Annotated in this window: 16 protein-coding genes; 2 read left to right on the top strand and 14 right to left on the bottom strand. The window is 42.3% G+C overall.

What is annotated here, in order from left to right:
- Positions 1–337 precede the first annotated feature (337 nt).
- The 7 genes from ABFV83_RS04095 to ABFV83_RS04065 all read right to left on the bottom strand — a co-directional run bounded on the left by ABFV83_RS04095 (position 338) and on the right by ABFV83_RS04065 (position 7,622).
- A complete protein-coding gene (locus ABFV83_RS04095) occupies positions 338–1,159 on the bottom strand; it encodes a class I SAM-dependent methyltransferase (protein ID WP_349947670.1) in 822 nt (273 codons plus the stop codon).
- A gap of 238 nt (positions 1,160–1,397) precedes the next feature.
- Positions 1,398–2,267, bottom strand: coding sequence for a cysteine ABC transporter substrate-binding protein (locus tag ABFV83_RS04090; RefSeq protein WP_349947669.1), 870 nt, complete (start codon positions 2,265–2,267; stop codon positions 1,398–1,400).
- A 28-nt stretch (positions 2,268–2,295) separates the two neighbouring features.
- On the bottom strand, positions 2,296–3,048 hold the full coding sequence (locus tag ABFV83_RS04085) for an amino acid ABC transporter ATP-binding protein (protein ID WP_349947668.1): 753 nt from the start codon (positions 3,046–3,048) through the stop codon (positions 2,296–2,298).
- A gap of 5 nt (positions 3,049–3,053) precedes the next feature.
- Positions 3,054–3,731, bottom strand: coding sequence for an amino acid ABC transporter permease (locus tag ABFV83_RS04080; RefSeq protein ID WP_349947667.1), 678 nt, complete (start codon positions 3,729–3,731; stop codon positions 3,054–3,056).
- Positions 3,712–4,371 (bottom strand): amino acid ABC transporter permease, encoded by a 660-nt coding sequence (locus ABFV83_RS04075; RefSeq protein ID WP_349947666.1) that lies wholly within the window; start codon positions 4,369–4,371, stop codon positions 3,712–3,714. Before ABFV83_RS04075 ends, ABFV83_RS04080 begins: the two co-directional genes overlap by 20 nt.
- A gap of 409 nt (positions 4,372–4,780) precedes the next feature.
- Positions 4,781–4,978: a hypothetical protein gene (locus tag ABFV83_RS04070; RefSeq protein WP_349947665.1), complete on the bottom strand. Its 198-nt coding sequence runs from the start codon at positions 4,976–4,978 to the stop codon at positions 4,781–4,783.
- Positions 4,979–4,985: 7 nt separating this feature from the next.
- Complete coding sequence (locus ABFV83_RS04065; RefSeq protein WP_349947664.1) at positions 4,986–7,622, bottom strand: diguanylate cyclase; 2,637 nt, start codon at positions 7,620–7,622, stop codon at positions 4,986–4,988.
- A gap of 371 nt (positions 7,623–7,993) precedes the next feature.
- Here ABFV83_RS04065 and ABFV83_RS04060 point away from each other — a divergent pair, with 371 nt between their 5' ends.
- On the top strand, positions 7,994–9,292 hold the full coding sequence (locus ABFV83_RS04060) for a LysM peptidoglycan-binding domain-containing protein (protein ID WP_349947663.1): 1,299 nt from the start codon (positions 7,994–7,996) through the stop codon (positions 9,290–9,292).
- Positions 9,293–9,394: 102 nt separating this feature from the next.
- Here ABFV83_RS04060 and ABFV83_RS04055 read toward each other — a convergent pair whose 3' ends face one another.
- Positions 9,395–9,655 (bottom strand): hypothetical protein, encoded by a 261-nt coding sequence (locus ABFV83_RS04055; RefSeq protein WP_349947662.1) that lies wholly within the window; start codon positions 9,653–9,655, stop codon positions 9,395–9,397.
- A gap of 314 nt (positions 9,656–9,969) precedes the next feature.
- Between ABFV83_RS04055 and ABFV83_RS04050 the strand changes: the two genes are divergently transcribed.
- Entirely contained in the window at positions 9,970–10,983 is a 1,014-nt protein-coding gene (locus tag ABFV83_RS04050; RefSeq protein WP_349947661.1) for a DUF4489 domain-containing protein, read from the top strand.
- A gap of 185 nt (positions 10,984–11,168) precedes the next feature.
- Here ABFV83_RS04050 and ABFV83_RS04045 read toward each other — a convergent pair whose 3' ends face one another.
- The 6 genes from ABFV83_RS04045 to ABFV83_RS04020 all read right to left on the bottom strand — a co-directional run bounded on the left by ABFV83_RS04045 (position 11,169) and on the right by ABFV83_RS04020 (position 18,282).
- Entirely contained in the window at positions 11,169–11,960 is a 792-nt protein-coding gene (locus ABFV83_RS04045; RefSeq protein WP_349947660.1) for a CAP domain-containing protein, read from the bottom strand.
- A 128-nt stretch (positions 11,961–12,088) separates the two neighbouring features.
- Positions 12,089–12,520: an RrF2 family transcriptional regulator gene (locus ABFV83_RS04040; protein ID WP_349947659.1), complete on the bottom strand. Its 432-nt coding sequence runs from the start codon at positions 12,518–12,520 to the stop codon at positions 12,089–12,091.
- A gap of 21 nt (positions 12,521–12,541) precedes the next feature.
- Positions 12,542–13,714 (bottom strand): rhodanese-like domain-containing protein, encoded by a 1,173-nt coding sequence (locus ABFV83_RS04035; RefSeq protein ID WP_349947658.1) that lies wholly within the window; start codon positions 13,712–13,714, stop codon positions 12,542–12,544.
- A gap of 4 nt (positions 13,715–13,718) precedes the next feature.
- A complete protein-coding gene (locus tag ABFV83_RS04030; RefSeq protein WP_054738491.1) occupies positions 13,719–14,489 on the bottom strand; it encodes a ThiF family adenylyltransferase in 771 nt (256 codons plus the stop codon).
- A 248-nt stretch (positions 14,490–14,737) separates the two neighbouring features.
- Positions 14,738–17,437 (bottom strand): cation-translocating P-type ATPase, encoded by a 2,700-nt coding sequence (locus tag ABFV83_RS04025; protein ID WP_349947657.1) that lies wholly within the window; start codon positions 17,435–17,437, stop codon positions 14,738–14,740.
- A 437-nt stretch (positions 17,438–17,874) separates the two neighbouring features.
- On the bottom strand, positions 17,875–18,282 hold the full coding sequence (locus tag ABFV83_RS04020; protein ID WP_349947656.1) for a hemerythrin domain-containing protein: 408 nt from the start codon (positions 18,280–18,282) through the stop codon (positions 17,875–17,877).
- Positions 18,283–18,312: the final 30 nt, after the last annotated feature.

The following is an 18,312-nucleotide window of genomic DNA, read 5'->3' as shown; positions in this document are numbered from 1 at the left end:
TCTTTTGTCATCCTGAACTTTTGCACTATTTTTTATTGCAATACCCAATATACATGTACATATTTTACAATTTTCAAGGCATCTTGTTGCAAAACAATCAGGCCGCCAAAAAATGGCGGCCTGAAAATGAAAAAGTTATTTCGGTAATACCTGATAAACATCTTTAAATTTCTTTAACTGCATATTCAAAATCCAGATCCTTGATTCCGTTTCCTTTAAACAGAGTCAATACAGGATCGTCACATAGTTCCTTGATAATAGGTATCAGCTCTTCATGAATTTCGGCATTCCGGTTAAAGCAAGCAGCTCCTCCTATCCGTTTTAGGGCTATGATTAATTATTCCGAAAAACGCAGGTGTATGAATTTCATCATATTTATCCGGTCCATGATTTTCATCATAAAGCGGATACCAAAGCTCCACTGCCTGTTAACCGGTATGCCCTTAAAGTATTTTTCACAGGCAACGGCCCGGATAACCGGGGACCAGTTTTCCAGATCTTTTAAATCATTGACGTAAAAATACATCATGGCGCCTTTATTCCCGGTTTTTTCAACCATACGGTTTGACTTCTTAACCGCCTGCCTTGATTCCGCATCAAAATAAATTTCTCCTCCGGGAAAACGGTGAGCCATCGCTTCAAAGATGGCTTTTAGCTGCTCTTCCCTGAAATAATAAAAAACTCCGGCCGACACAAATAAAATACCGTCCCCGCGGTTAAAAATAACATCATCAAACCAGGAAGTGTCAAACAGGGATTTGGCAATGCTTGTGTTACGGGGAGAATCCGGAAGGAATTTCTGCCGGAAAGCAATGGCATCAGGCAGGTCAAGATTATACCAGTTGATACTTCCGTTATCCACCCTGGAAAAGGTAGTATCCAGCCCTGCCCCGATATTTACAATAGAAGCACGGGGATGTTTTCGGATGAATTTACGGATTGTATCATCAATTTTCCTGGCACGGACGATATAACAGATTCCGCCGAATTCACCGAAGGTCTTTGCAACGGTACTGAAATCATAATCGCAGTTTTTGATGATTTCTATGGCTTCCTTATCATTTAATATCTCAAGGTTTTTCGCACTGGCCGTGGCACGGCCCCACAACGGTAAAAGCATGGTGTTTTGTACTGTTTGAGAATTTAATTCCGATTTCATTTAATATACCTCCTCCATTTTCCCCTTAGACGCTCCAGCCATGTTTTCCTGCCACCCAAATAGCCAGACGTGTATCATTTATTTGAACACTCATTCTTTCCCCTTTTATAACACTGTTATATAATATTGCTATTTATTATGGAATGAAAAAGGCAGGACGTCAATACGCCCTGCCGGTTTTTTTTCTCATTAAGTCATTTCAAGACAGCTGTTGATGTTTTTTCTCAGATCCTGTTTCCTAAACCTGACCGCCTTCCACCACCAGATTTTCCGGATCAATTTCATCTCCATACACAGGCTTTAAGGTTTCCTCAAAATCCTTGTGGAAAAACTCTTCCTTGCCAAGAGTCTCGATCTCACTGTTGATCCAGTCTAAAAGCTCTTTGTTTCCTTTCTGAACAGCCGGAGCAATGGTATCCAGATTTCCGATGGATTCGATTCCTACGGCAAATCCCTTGTTCTGAATGGCCCAGGCAAGAACCTCTGTGTTATCGGTGGAGAAAGCATCTCCTCTTCCGTCCAGAAGTGCGTCATAGGCTTCCTGATACTCATCAAACTTTAACAGCTTGACTGACTGATGGTTTTCTGAAAAATAAGTTTCCGCCGTAGTACCCTTTACCACAATCAGGGTCTTATCCTTTAACTGTGCCACATCAGTAATCAAAGCAGCATCAGGGGATACCACTCCAAGAGCCACCTTCATGTAAGGAAGTGCAAAATCCACCTGTTCCTTTCTCTCATCTGTAACAGTAAAATTAGCAAGAATCACATCCACCTTTGCTGACTTTAAATATTCCACCCGGCTGGCAGCCTCTACGTATACAAATTCAACCTTATCCTCACTTCCAAATAAATCCTTTGCCAGGCGCTTTGCAAAATACACATCATAGCCCTGGATTTTTCCGTTGGAATCCACATATCCAAATGGATTCTTATCACTGAATACGCCAATCTTAATGGTTCCGGCATCCTTGATTTCAGATAAGGTTCTTGCCTTTGCAACTGCTCCTCCTGTGTTTCCTCCATTGTCCTTTGCCTGGCCGCAGCCTGCCAAAATACCTGCCGCCATGGTAATTCCTAATAATGCACCCAGTAATTTCTTTTTCATAATTACATCCTCCTTTTAATTTTTTATTTTATAACGCTTCATAATGAAACGTATTTAAAAACTGCTTTGCCCGCTCTGTCCGCGGAGAGGTGAAAAACTCTCCCGGCAGGCTCTCTTCCACTACCACGCCCTGATCCATGAACAGGACACGGTCAGCCACTGCCCTGGCAAATTCCATTTCATGGGTGACGATGACCATGGTCATTCCGTCCTTTGCCAGCTCCAGCACCACCTGTAAAACCTCCCGCACCATCTCCGGGTCCAGGGCTGCCGTAATCTCATCTAAGAGAAGGATTTCCGGATGCATGATAAGCGCCCTTACAATGGCCACTCTTTGCTTCTGTCCGCCGGACAGCTGCCTTGGGTAAGAATCCTTTTTGTCCAGAAGCCCTACCCGGGCCAGAAGCTGCTCCGCTTCCTTTTCCACCTCTTTTTTATCTCTTTTCTGCACCTTTAAAGGGGCCAGAAGAATATTCCCCAGAATGGTCTTATGGGGGAATAGATCGTAGCTCTGGAATACCATGCCGATCTTCTGTCTTATTTCATAAACATCCCGCTTGCTCCTGTCAATGATCCGGTCCTTAAACTGAATCGTACCGGAATCAATGGGCTCCAGCATGTTGAGACATCGCAAAAAGGTGCTCTTACCGCAGCCGGAAGGTCCTACCACCACGACTACCTCTCCTTTTTCCAAGGTAAATGAAATATCCTTTAAAACCGGCTGCCCGTTTTCATAGGACTTCCTAAGATTCTCTGTCTTTAATATCATTTCCTGACTCATTTTTATCAATCCTTTAATTTTTTATCTAGCAGGGCAGCTGCCCTGGAAAACGGGTAACAGATTACAAAGTACAGGATGAAAATCACTCCATATATCCAGAGGGCCGCATCAGGGACCGTGTACCTGGAAGCATCAATGATCTGTTTTCCAACCTTGACCACCTCAATCACGCCGATCAATACAACAAGAGACGTGGTCTTGATCATTCTCGTCAAAAGATTCATAACTGACGGCAGAAGCCTCCTTATGGTCTGGGGAATCACAATGTACCGGTAGACTTGAAGCTCCGTCATGCCAAGGCCAAAGCCGCTCTGATACTGGTGGACCGGAATGGATTCCAGAGCGCTTCGGACCAAATCCCCCATTTCAGCCGTCCCCCAAAAGGTGAATACAATGACCGCAGCCATTTGCCCGGAGAAATTCACGTTCAAATGCTTTGCAGCCCCAAAATAAACAAGAAACAAAAGAACCAGCTGAGGCATGATCCGGACCGTCTCCAGATAAAACCTTGTAAAAAACTTAACCGGCCTTTTTTTGCTGGTCATCACCATTCCAAGGAGTATTCCAAGTACCACGGATAAAACCATGGATATGACCGCAATCCTGAGAGATACCAGGAGTCCGCCAAATAGCCGTAAAAAATTATTTCCCTCAAACAGTATCCTAATTCCCAAATTCTGCATAGCGGACCCTCCTTTCTATCCAGGAACAGAGTAAGGATATTGGCAGCAGAATGATTAAGTATGCCGCCACCAGCATCAGGAGGGCCTCATCTGTTTTATAATAGATTCCTATCAGATCCTTTGCCACAAACATTAAGTCAGCCAGGGCCACCGCACTGAACACCGATGTTTCTTTTATTAGAAATATGATATTGGCACAAAATACAGGAACCGAGGTGGTGACCGCCTGAGGAAGGATGATATACCGGAATACCTGCCATTTTGTAAGACCCAGGCTTAGACCCGATTCTGACTGGATGACCGGTACCTGTTCAATTCCCGTGCGGAACGCTTCCGCCATGTAGCTTCCTCCTAAAAATGCCAGCCCTGTTACGGCGCAGCTTTCAGAGCTTAAAACAACACCGATTTTAGGGAGTCCGAAGTATAAAAAGAACAACTGGATCAAAAGAGGCGTATTCCTGGATACCTCAATATAGCCATTCACAATACTCCTTAACACTGGTATCTTAAAAATTTTGACCAGGCTGCACAAAAGTCCAATGGCTGCTGACAGCAGGATTCCCAGAAAAGATATTCGAAGTGTCAGACCCGCCGCCTCTGCATACAGTGGCGTATAGGCACGGATAAACTCAAAATCCATGATTTTTCTTTTCCCCCTCCTTCTTTCTTATATGGTTCATCAATTACCTTCCTCCCTTTTCTATTAATAAATGGAAAGGAGCAGGTATACGCATATACCTGCTCCCTTCCATTTATTTTCTCAGTGTCACAAGATAACAATTGGAAATCAGAAGCCAAGACGCGCACACAAATAAACTGTATCTGTTTCATGGAAGCATCTACAGCAACAACATTTCATCATATGATTCATGTTTCTCTTGCAGCTCGTTTTCATTTTTTCTGTTTCTCCTTATTCATACTAAACCTATATGTTTAATATACTGTCATCTTGACTATTTGTCAATCTTTTTTTATTAACTTCTTTTTATCTGGATACCTCTATCCCCTTTCTTTCCATCTGAAAGCATTTGTCCCTTAAAGTATGTTTATCATTGTAACATCAGACTGACTGCGTTAACCTGGGTTACCATGGAAATCTTCTGCATTCCATCTCCCAGTTCAGAGACACTGTTTGCCTGGCTCTTCAATGATTCGGATATCTTTGACACCAGCGTATTAACGGAATCAGTCTGTTCTACGATCTTTTTAAACACATCGGCAGTCTGCTCTGTGTTCTGTTTTCCCAAAGCGGCATTACCTTCTATCCTTCATGATACGGATGAATAACTCAGCAATAGCTGGATCATATTTCTGTCCGGAACCCATTGAAATGGCCTGCAGCGCCTTTTTCTTTCCCACTCTCCGGTCCTTTTCCCGGTTTAAGATCCGCTCATACACTTCTGCAACAGCTAAAATACGTGAATTAAGCGGGATTTCCTCCCCTTTTAAGCCCTTAGGATACCCGGAACCATCCCAGCATTCGTGGTGCCCGTACACCCCGTTGGCAAGGTCCAGGGTTTCCTGGGACAGATTCAGGATGCGGTATCCGATGGCAGGATGCTGCCTTATCATCTCATTTTCAACTTCATTCAGCTGCTCCGGAGTTTTCTCAAGAATCGACTCGCTTAGGGTTATCTTGCCGATGTCGTGAAGATATGCCCCATCCCGCAGCTTCTTGATATCTGTTTCAGGAAGCCCCATGGCTGTACCGATCTTTTCGCACAGCTTACTGACTTCTTCCGAGTGTTTTTTCTCCCAGGGGCTTTTCATATGAAGAGAGGTGATGATGCCATTAATCGCATGAATTCCAAAGTTTATGGAAGAAATGCTCTTTTCCTTATACATCTCGTTCTCTGCTGCCTCCAGTATCTGTTCAATCTTCTGCCAGTGCCTGACCTTTGCAGCAATTCCCACTGCAACGCTGCATGATACCATGTTGACCTTTTCCCCGGCAACCTGATCTTTTATCCTTGCAGCGATGGTCTCTGCCTCTTCCCTGGAAGTGCGCGGAAGCAAAACCGTAAATTCATCTCCGCCGATCCGTGCGGCAACATCCCTTTCCCGGCAGTTATTTTTTAAGACCTGAGCGACTTTAACAATGAATTCATCCCCGTCCGTATGCCCAAAGGTATCATTGATGAGCTTTAATCCGTTTAAATCGAGAAATATCAGGGAAACCGGATGGTTCTGCTGGGTATCCGCCTGCTTCATCTCCTTCTCAAAACATCTTCGGTTTACCAGTCCGGTCAGAGGATCATGATAGCTCAAAAAGCGGATCTTTTCCTCCCCCTTCTTTCGTTCGGTAATATCCGCAAAGGTTATGACATATCCAACATGCCTCCCCTCCCTTAATTGGGGCAGGGCGCGGTATTCCGCATCAAAGCATGTTCCGTCGGCCCGTTTCAGCAAGCCGGTCTTTTCCACTCCAGCCTTATCCGGACTGAGAAAATCGGCAAAAAACTGCTTTCCATTCAAGCTTGTCCCCTCAGCCTGCCCTTTGCAGCCTAAAGCAGACCACATATCGATTCCCAGCAATTCCTCAGGCTCTGTATATCCCAGAAGACGAAGACAGCTTTTGTTGCAGAATGTACATCTGCCGTTTAAATCCGTGCCAAATATGGCTTCCGCCGCCGTATCCAGTATGAGATGAAGCTGGGACTGATTCTCCTTTAAAATTTCATTTGCCTTATTTAACTCCATGGTCCGCATTTCAACAATACTTTCCAGATGCTTGACCATATCCAGCAGATTATCCGCCAGACGGTTAAATACATGGGATATCCTTCCGATTTCGTCATTCCTTACGATCTTTACCCTTTGCTCTAAATTTCCCGCAGAAATATTCTCCGCAATGGTCAGCAGGCCATTGATGGGCTTATAGAGCCTTTGGATGATAAGGGAAAAAATACCTATGGAAAGAAGGCCGGCAATAAAAGCCAGCTCCGCTGAAACCCCGATATTCCGGTTCAGTTCCGCAGTCAGAAGTCTTCCCGGAATCACAGAAATAATGATCCAGTCTAGACCTGTTTCCCGGTATTCCTGTACGTTCCCATACCAGTCCACATCTCCCATCTTCAATGAGAATTCTGCCTCATGGGATTTAAGATATTTCTCATAACTGTTCTTTACGGCCGGAAGGGAAAGGTCATCGATGGTACTTCTTTTCAGTGACCCGTCACCAGTTATGGAATAATTATTTTCTCCCATGGAATTTGCAATTAAATACCGGGTATCCTCCTCTATAACAGATACATAGCCGCCCGAACCAGCGGTCTCGTTTTTCAGATAATCACCCATATCGGAAAGAAGTATATGGGATCCTAAAACGCCCTTAAGCTTTCCTTCTTCATCATATACAGGGCATGAAACAGATACTGCCAGGTCATTTACGATGAAGTCTTTGTATACAGGCGAAAAGACAGGTTCCCCCTCTTTTTCAGCCGCCTGATACCATTCCTGCTGCCTTGGATCAAAGGCGCCTGTGTTCTTTATCAGTTCAAGTTCCCCTTTTTTATTTCTGAGAGCACCATAGTATTCTCCATCAACCGATGCATAAGCAAAACTATAAATCTCTTTCTCATAAGAGTTTAATATGCCAAGAAAAAAAGAGTTGCGGCTCTTTTCATCAGTAAAATTAATGGTGTTATTTTCAATCAGTTTTTTCCCTAGTTCATTTGCCGTAACTGGAACTCTGAAAAATAAATTCACCTTTTCTATGGTATCATGGTTCATCTTTTCAGACATCCCGGCAGTCTCTCTGATTATAGAGGATTGCCAATTGTTCAGCACAAGTCTTTCAATGGTTACAATGGACAAGAGGAACAGACAGATAAATGTGACAATAGTCACATTCTGAATCGACATGCATTTTCGTGGTCTTCGTAATCTCATCTTCCTGATCGCTTCGGTTAAACATACCCTTTCCTGCATGGCTCATTGCTGTATTACATGCTGGCTGGCCCCGCATAAATTAAGTATAACTATTTCTCTTACAAAGTTCAACCTGAAAATCTTTGCACATAAAAAATCCAAATCCCTTATCATTCATCGCAAGAAATTTGGATTTTTTCATTCGGTTAAATATTTATCATTAAGGGCGGTCCGGAATTTTCCGGATACCCGTCTTTATCATTGACTATCTATTGCAGCTGCCTAAGCCAGTTATTGCGTAAAATTATTGAGATACATATTATTATACTATGATGTTATGAACATGTAAGATTAGCATATAATAGTATTAATAAGATCATTTGAGGGAATCCATGATCATACACGTTGTCCAACCCGGTGAAACCATAAATTCAATATCAGATTATTACAAAATCCCTGTTAACAGATTAATATTGGAAAACGGAATTATAAACCCTGGCAATTTAGCAATAGGCCAAACTATTGTGATTGTACAGCCGGAAACACTCTATACGGTCCAGGCTGGTGACACTTTGGGGAGTATTGCAGAGCAGCATGGTACTACGCCAATGGAATTATTAAGAAATAACCCCTATCTTTCCGATAGAGAATTTATGTACGCCGGTGAAACCATAGTCATAAGCTATCAAACGAATAAAACAAGAACAATTGCCACCAGTGGTTATGCCTTTCCATATATAGATAAATCTGTTTTAATAAAAACGCTTCCATTTTTATCTTATCTGGACATATTCAATTATAGAGCGACAAGTGAAGGGGAAATTGTCTCCAGTGCCGATGACACGGAACTTGTCAATCTGGCTAAAATTTATGGTGTAGCACCCATGATGTTTGTTTCAACTATTACGGAAGAAGGAATAGTCAGCCGTGAAGTGGCCTATAATATTTTAAATAATCCTTCTGTGCAGGATCTCCTTATTGATAATGCTCTTCACACCCTGAAAATGAAAGGCTTTTATGGTATAAACATATATGTTGAAAACATCACCTATGACAACATAGATAGCATTGCAGAATATTTTAAAAAAGCCTCTGCGATATTTCATTCAGAAGGTTACAGGATAGTAATTACCATAACACCAGTTATGTATATTGATACCCCTAACGTAAGTTTTGAAAAAATAGACTATTCAAAATTATCTGAACTTGTGGATGGAATCACATTTTCTTCTTATGAATGGGCAAGGTATTACAGCTATCCCAGCTCAATCTTTCCGGTTAATGTCTTAAGAGAATTATTAGGTTACGGGGTTAGTATTATTCCACCTGAAAAAGTTCTTCTAGGAATCACCACTCTGGGCTATGATTGGACACTTCCCTATGTTCCCGGGGCCACAGAAGCTACCGCGATAAACTTTAATAATGCGGTTGAAATTGCATCGGCAAACGGTATACCAATACAATTTAATGAAGCAGCACAGTCATCTTATTTCTACTATGTGGGCAGTGATGGGATTTTGCATTTAGTATGGTTTAAAGATGCAAGAAGCTTTGACGCAAGGGCTGCACTGGTAGCAGAATATGATCTCCAGGGCTTATCGATCTGGACCATTATGAGATTTGATGCCCAAATGTGGTTTATTATTAATACTCAATATTACATCCAGAAGTTGTCCGATATTCAGATATGATAATGCCAATGCCAGAAGGATTAAAACACCTATGCAACTGACAGATTGTAAAGTATTTTTTATAGGCGGGCCCGGGATACCGAAGCCCGCTCTTGTTATAGACTATCTTTCATACTCTTCATATTCTTCATATTCTTCATATTCTTCATGCTTTTCATACTTTTCACATTCGTCATATTCATTTTCTTTCCGTCTGCATTTTCTGCAACCGTCTTTAAAGCCTCTCCAGTAAACTTCTTTTAATGCTTTTCTGAACCATTCGCAGTCCTTACCACGATCACACTCGCGATAGCATTCACATTCACGTTTGGGTTCACACCACTTAGAACATTCGCATCTCCATTTAAAAGTATTACTACTCATATACTTTGCCCCTTCTCTTGTCGTACTACACTATATTATATGGGACAGGCAGATAAGATGTGTAGGTGCAATGCAAAGCACACTAAGGACAGCTAAAGCAATTATTTTATCATAGAAGGCCCTATAAAACTCCGTTTTACAGAAAAACTTTCTCAAACTTGTAAATGTCTAAAGAAATAATCACCTCTATTCATTAATCTCATATTCTATATTAAATAAATGAATAAACAGCTTACTCCATTAACCTGTTCTTTATAAGTACATAGTACTTTAAGTAGAATTTTTTAAACGCTCAATGTGAAGGAGTAAATAATATGAATTTATCATCAAACGCTAATTTTATGGATGATTATGAAAGCAGTAATAAGAGCAGTGACTCATGCGGACAAATACTAAAATGCGGCGAAGTTAGTCAAGCATTGTTATTTAATGGTACGAGTATAGGAACATCTGTACCTGCCGCTACTATCACCCTGGATACCTCTGAATTTAGTCACCCATGTATAATATTCGAATTTACATCTAATATAATTGGAACGCTTTTTCAAGGAACTTTAAATTTTCAATTATATAAATCTTGTAATGATCAGCTGCCAATCCCTATTGGTCCACAGTTCTATTTTACACAATCGATACAAGCTGTTTTTGCTAATGTATTTACATTTTTTGTTTGTGATTGTAATTTATGTTCAAATGAATGCTGCACCTATAGTGTTGTTGTTTCAGCTGGTGGATCTGATCCTGTTAATGGTAATGTTGGCATTTTTGCAGCAAGGCTGGCCGCAATTGTTGCAGATAATCCGAAATATGATGATGACTGTTGCCCATGTAATAAACTTAGCTGTAAAGATAATAAGACTATTTTAAAATGCGGAACATCCGGCAGTGCAATATCAATAACTCCAAGTACTTTGGCTGGCACTGCTTTTACCGTCAGTACTCTCTCTTTAAATACTTCCTGCTTATGTGATCCATGCGTAAAGCTTGAATTTACAAGCACTTTAGCTTATTCAAGTCCTACCACTATTGATAGCACAGTTGTAAACTTTCAGGTATTTAAACTTTGCGACAATCAGCGCAACCCAATACCAGTAGGGCCACAGTTGGCTTTTTCAGTTCCATTTACAAACCTAATACTTCCACCTGCAACACCTGGATTTTCTGGTACTTCAACATTTTCTTTCTTTGTTTGTGATTGTGACATTTGCCCTGATGAATGCTGCACCTATTCAATAGTAGCAACTACAGCTACAACTGATGCTTCTGTTACTATTACCAACGCAAGACTTTCCGCAATAGCTGTAGATAATAACGGCAGATGCTGTTAATACAAAATTTAATAACTTTACTGCTATAAAAGGCTCTAATAATTATCTGAGCCTATTCAAAAAGGCGGCCTCCGTTTGACAACTTCCCAAAAAGGGTTGTCAAATGGAGGCCGCCGCCAATCTCTTTCATTAATAGAATCCTGATAAACCCTTATTTTATCTTGATTTACAAGGCATTCCTACTGTTAATATGTAAATAACTGTACCCAGTACTGTGTTCCGGAACCGTTCTGAGTATTGCCTACACCGATATGTGTATAGCTCTTATTCATGATGTTTGCACGGTGGCCTGCGCTGTTCATCCAGGCATTCACCACCTCCTGAGGAGTTTTCTGTCCCCATGCAATATTCTCGCCTGCTCCGCGGTAATTCACACCCTGCTCCTTTAAAGCAGTTGAGAATGAGCTTCCGTTTGGACGTGTATGGTCAAAATTTGATTGTATTTCTTTGGCTCTTACAGTTGCAGCCTTCTCCACATTAGGATCAATGGTAAGAGGTGCAAGTCCTTCTTTTGCTCTTTCAGCATTTACAAGGTCAACTACCTGCTGGGTATAAGACTTATTGGCTGTATTGTCTGTTGACTCATCTGGTGTGGTATCTGTATTTGTATCGCCGTTGTTTCCGGTATTTCCAGTGTTGCCTGTATTACCTGTATTACCTGTATTTTCTGTATTTCCTGTATTACCTGTATTTTCTGTATTTCCTGTATTACCAGTGTTACCATTATTGCCATTATTACAATTCTTGCCTGCATATCCGTTATTGATGAGCTTAGACCAGTCAATGTTATTACAATCAACCCCTGATCGCTGTAATCTAGCCTTTAAATCATCTAAATTACAGTTCCTGCTCACTGTTATCACATTTCTTCCATTGTTGCATTGGCTGTAAGGTCTTGCCACCGCCGCATTCGCTGTCAATGGTATCATACTCGTTAAAGTAAGTGTAATCATTCCAAGTGCTGTTAGTTTTCTCAATTCATTTGCCTCCTTTGAAATTGTTACATTTGTGTTACATTTATGTTACAAATATATGATAACACTCTTGTTTCCATTTTTCCAGTGGAAATAATTGGGAATTTTCTGGAAGTCTCCTCAGGTTGATTTTATATCATGTAATCGTCTGAATAATCACCGCCGGAAACCAGATCAGCAATGGTGATTCCGTCAAAATAATCATTAATCAGCTTATTGAAACCCTCCCACATGGGAAGGGTCCGGCAATGACAGGCCCTTGCGCAGTCATTTACCTCCCCTTCCAGACAGGAAACCGGAGCAAGAGATCCTTCCGTAAGCCTTAATATACTGCCTACGGTATAATCCTCCGGTTTTTTCGCCAGCTTATAACCGCCGCCTTTTCCTCTCAGGGAAATGAGCAGATTGCTCTTACTCAGAACCGAAACAATGGATTCTAAGTATTTTTCCGATATCTCCTGTCTCTTTGCAATATCCATGAGAGGAATATATTCTCCATGGTTATGTTCAGCCAGGTCTATCATGAGCCTGACCGCATAGCGGCCTTTTGTTGAAATCTTCATAAGACACCGCCTCCAGATTCATTATTTTGTATCCAAATCATAACCGTCCAGGAAATGATGCACGGTTCCATTTTCTTTGTAAGCAATGATGGTATTTAAATTTACATTTTCCACACTCTTAAAAATATTGCTTTCAATATACGGGTTGACTTCCTTTAACTGCCTGATCAGGTCCTTTATCTCCATTCTCTTTGATCCGGTGCTGCCATCGGTCCTGCAGGTCGTACAGGTATCCGTAAACCGGCATGCGCATTGAATGAAGTGCAGATCATTGTAATCTCTCCAGCCCTTAATGTCTTCCTCCCGTATGAGATACATGGGACGGATGAGTTCCATTCCTTCAAAATTCGTGCTGTGCAGCTTGGGCATCATGGTCTGGATCTGGGCTCCATACATCATTCCCATGAGAATTGTCTCAATGACATCGTCATAGTGATGTCCCAGGGCGATCTTATTACATCCCAGTTCCTTTGCCTTGCTGTACAAATATCCCCGCCTCATTCTGGCGCACAAATAGCACGGGGATTTCTCCACGTCATAAACTGCGTCAAAAATCTGGGTTTCAAATACGGTGATGGGAATATCCAAAAGCTTTGCATTGCTTTCGATTACCTGCCGGTTGGTCTCATTGTAGCCTGGATCCATGACAAGAAAGACCAGCTCAAAAGGAAATTTATTGTGCCGTCTTAGCTCCTGAAACAGCTTTGCCATGAGCATGGAATCCTTACCCCCTGAAATACAGACGGCGATCCTGTCGTTTTCCTTTACCAGCTCATACTCATTGACAGCCTTTGCAAATCTGCTGAAAAGCACCTTATGGAATTTCTTTCGGATGCTCTTTTCTATCTCTTCCAGGCGTTCTTTTCCCTTGTCCTCTTTTTCCATGGCACGAAGCAGCCATTCCCCATAGCCGCCGCGAAGATTATATGCTTCATATCCCTTTTCATTTAAATGACCTGCAGCCTCTTCACTGATGATCCCCTTTAAGCAGTATAATATGATCTTTTTGTCCCTGGGAAGGGAGGCCTCCCCGTTTAACAATGCCTCTTTTTCTATATTTATGGCTCCCGGTATAAATCCATGGTTATACGCAGTCTGGTCTCTGACGTCTACAAGCACATATTCCTCCGGGTTCATTTGCTTCATTTGCTCCAATGACAGATCCTGCTCATGAGCCATATTGCCGTCAAACATGTGATTACCTCCCAATCCTTCCATTTAGAGACAGATCCTTGATCACTTCTCCTGCTATGATAAGCCCTGCCACAGAAGGAACAAAGGCTACGCTGCCGGGAATATCTCTCCGCTCCGTACACTTATGCTTGGCTCCCGGCGGGCAGATACAGTTTGTCCTGCAGCTGATGGACATATCTTCCAGTGGCCTTGTAGGCTTTTCTGTGGAATAAACCACCTTAAGCTTCTTTACGCCTCTTTTCTTAAGTTCTCTGCGCATGACCTTTGCAAGGGGGCACATGGTGGTTTTATAAATATCCGCAACCTGAAATTTTGTAGGATCCAGCTTATTGCCTGCACCCATACAGCTGATGACCGGCACGCCTGCCTCTTTTGCCCGCATGATCAGTTCAAGCTTTGCAGTTACGGTATCTACTGCATCCACCACATAATCATAATTTTTAAAGTCAAAATCATCCGCATTTTCCGGCAGGTAAAAGCACTGGTGCATTTCCACCTGGGCATCAGGATTGATTTCCAATATTCTGTCTTTCATTACTTCAACTTTATATTTGCCTACCGTTTTTCTGGTGGCTATGATCTGCCTGTTTAAATTGGTAAGACAAACCTTATCATCATCAACAAGCACAAAGGAACGGACCCCGCTTCTTACCAGAGCTTCTACCACATATCCGCCCACACCGCCGATGCCAAAAACAGCAACCTTTGCACTCATCAATTTTTCCATGGCATCTTCACCCAACAACAACTGGGTTCTTGAAAACTGGTTTAACAATTGATTCTACCTCTTTCTTTAATTTTCTATCAATTTAGTAGGAATAAAAAAACACTTCAAATTATTATACTTCTAAATGCTTATTTGGGCAATTGATTTTATAGTTCTTTTTCATTCCAGATTTACGGACAGAGAAAAAATAGCAGACAATTACTGAACCTCTGATTTCTCAGTGGCTTTTCATTGCCTGCTATTTTAGGGTCTTAACTAACTACTTATAATCTTTATTGACTATATGAAGAAAAATATTAAAAGCTATCATCCCTTCTTGTCTGGTGGCGGATCAAACGATTCTGATATTTACGATTTTCACGAATGTTTGTCTGGTTATCGATGAATTTTCCAATCTCAGCTACTGCCGTCGGTATTAGGGAAAGGCCCAATGCAAGCAGCCAGTGATAGCTTCCTATGGCAGTCAGGCCAAAGATTTTTCCAACGGGCGGGAAAGCCACAAGAAGGCCGAATAATCCGATCATGGCAATGGTACTGTATATTACAGGCGGATTATCTATAATCGACCGCTTGAAAATGGACTTTCTGCTGCGGACCGTAAATAAATGAAGGATGGAGGTCCAGCCCAAAACCAGAAAGGCAACGGTCTGCCCGATTGCAGGAGAGGGTCCCGGCATTCCTGGAAATGCCCGGAACGTACTGATGTAATATCCAATCAGAACCACAACCGAACATGCTATGGTCTGCTGTATAATTACCGTAAGAAGGCCTCCCCCTAAAAATCCTTCGTCTCTGCGTATAGGCTCCCGGTCCATAAGGCGAGGATCCGAGGTTTCCCTGGACAAGCAAAGTCCCGGAATGCCGTCACCCAGCACATTGACCAGCAGCAGCATGATCGGTGTTACAGGAATACCCCAGCCCTTTAACTGGGCAACCAGCATAATGACAATTTCCGAAATATTGCATACCAGAAGAAAGTAAATAGTCTTTCTGATATTCGAGAAAACATTCCTTCCTTCTGATATCGCATCAATGATCGTGGCAAAGTTGTCATCCGTTAAAACCATGTCAGACGCACTTTTTGCCACCTCAGTCCCGCTTTGGCCCATGGAGATCCCCACATCTGCTGCCTTTAGTGCCGGTGTATCATTAACACCGTCCCCGGTCATGGAAACAACTTCTCCATTTTCCTGCCATGCCTCAACAATGCGGATCTTATCCTCAGGGGATACCCGGGCATAAACAGAGTAATGATGGATATTCCTGCAAAGCTCTTCATCTGACATGGTTTTCAGCTGTTGTCCGGTGAGAACCTTTTCATTTTCACCAAGAATTCCAATATTTCTTGCGATCGCACTGGCTGTTGCCGCGTGGTCGCCGGTGATCATGATGGTACGGATTCCTGCCAGCTTTGCTTTTTCTACCGCTTGGGCTGCTTCCGGGCGAGCCGGATCAATTAAACCAATAAGCCCGCACAGCTCCAGATCCCGTTCAATTTCCTCCGGCTTATCCATGGAAGGAACCTCATTCATATACCGGATTCCAAGGGACAGGACACGAAGTGCCTCCCCGGCAAAATACTTATGAACCCGGTCAACTTCTTTTTCCCTTTCCTCATCAAATGCCTTGAGAGGCAACCGGTCAAGAGCACCTTTGGTAATAATTAAATATTCTCCCGAAGAAGTCTCCAAAACAATGGTCATCATCTTACGCTCGGAAGAAAATGGGATTTCTCCTACAATACGGTATTGCTCAGAAATGCGTTCTTTGGATAATCCCTTTTCATGGAGAAGACGCATGATGGCTTTCTCCGTCGGATTTCCCATGATGGTTAAGGTACCATCCTCTTCTTCCTGGACAGAAGCATTACTTGCAAGAGCAAACAGCGTCAGAAGTTCTGTCTGACCTGCTGCAAATTCGCCTCCCCCTTCAAACGGCTCATTTCCAGGAATCCAAAGCTTTTCAATGGTCATTTGGTTCTGCGTCAGGGTTCCGGTCTTATCCGAGCAAATGACCGAGGTATTTCCAAGGGTTTCTACTGCAGACAGCTTTCGGATCAGCGCATTTTTATTGACCATATTTTTAACGCCCTGGGAAAGGGATAAGGTTACAATTAAATTTAGAGTTTCCGGTACAGCGGCTACAGCCAGGGTGGCCGCAAGCATAACCATAACCCAAATGGACTCTCCCTGTAAAAGACCGATGGCTAAGAGCAATACAGCTGCCAGAACAGCGATCATGCTGATGGACTTTGCAACACGCTCCAGACGCTGCTGTAACGGTGTCTTAATTTTCTGTGAATTATTTAAGTATCCTGCAATCTTCCCCATCTCCGTCTGCATTCCGGTAGCAGTAACAACGGCTGTGCCATGTCCGGAGGTAACATGACAGCTGGAAAATACCATGTTAAGCTGATCTCCCAGGGGAACACTTCCCTGCAGCAGGATATTTGCATCTTTTTCCGACGGCTCGCTCTCTCCTGTGAGTGCCGACTCATCCACCTGTAAATTGGTGCTGGAAAGCAGACGTGCGTCGGCAGGAACAATGCTTCCCAGATGAAGAAGAATGATATCACCCGGTACCAATTCACTGGTATCCATCTCTTTTTGTACGCCTTCCCGTAATACAATACAGTTTGGAGAATTTAAGCTTGACAATGCCTCCAGGGCTTTTTCAGCGCCCCGCTCCTGGGTAATTGCCAGTATCAGATTTAAGATAACAATAGACACGATGACTACTGGCTCTAAGAAGCCATGGCCTTCCCTCAATGCCATGCCTAAAGACAGCAAAGCAGCCAGAAGCAGTATTATCGTAGAAATGTCTTTCAGCTGGTGCAGTATTTCTTTAATCAGACTTGTTTTTTCCTGCTTTGCAAACTCGTTTTTTCCATAGCTGCTTTGCCGGTTTGCCACCTCTTGATCTGATAATCCAGTATTTTCGTTCGTGTTAAAGTTCTCAAGTGTCTCTGTTATGCTCGCTACATAACAATTTTCCACTTAATCCTCCTCCTTTCAATTAAAATGTTTCATTCACTGGTTCCTTAAATTTCTCTTCCGTGGCCGATAAGTCCTTAAGCTCCAGCCTGCGGACCTGCACACAGAAAAGATTTATCTCATGTGCAATTTCGTCAGTCATATCCAGCTCTGCGGACTTTTTCAGGGTCTGAATAAGAAACGGGATCACCTGAAAAAGTATAAGTAAAAATGATAACAATGTAAATCCATGATACGGAATATTATCAAATCTGTATGCTTTCTTTATACGGAGGAATTTAAAAATAGCCTTCCCATTTTTACGGTTTTATAACAAAAAAAGAGACTGTTGCACGAAGTATTCGTGTACAGCCTCCAGCTTTTCTGTAACATTTCCAACTATCATCTTTAATTGCTGCATAAGCCAAAAATCCATTGCAATATCCAGCCATTATACTTCCTTATCTCACCAGACGGTATAGACCCCTTTCCTCTTTTTGCATTCTCACTTCAATGCTTCTCATGATTTTTTCAGCCTCGCCGAAAAAGCTTTCCCTTTCTGAAAGGATTTTTATTTTTGTATTATATTTATCCTTAAATTCCGTAAACAGGGCAAGCAGGTTTCCCATTTCCTTTTGATATTCCTCCGCCTGATTCACCAGCCTTGAATCACCGGATCTTAAAAAGGATGGGTAAAGGTACTGATCCTCTGAGGATAAATGTATTTTCAGCTTTCCTGCAAGACTGCTTATATGTAAGGCGATTTCCGATGATGTTTGTTCTAAGTCCCTGTTTTTGCACAGCCTTTTCAAGATCTCTAATTCTTCCCGTATCCGATCATGCTGCTCCATATAATTTTTTAACTCCATTCCTGTACGCCCCTTTCTTTTGTATCTTCC

It is taken from the genome of Lacrimispora sp. BS-2 (genome assembly GCF_040207125.1).
Lineage (GTDB): Bacteria > Bacillota > Clostridia > Lachnospirales > Lachnospiraceae > Lacrimispora.
Note: the sequence above shows the minus strand (reverse complement) of the source record. Positions and strands in the feature narration are given on the sequence as shown.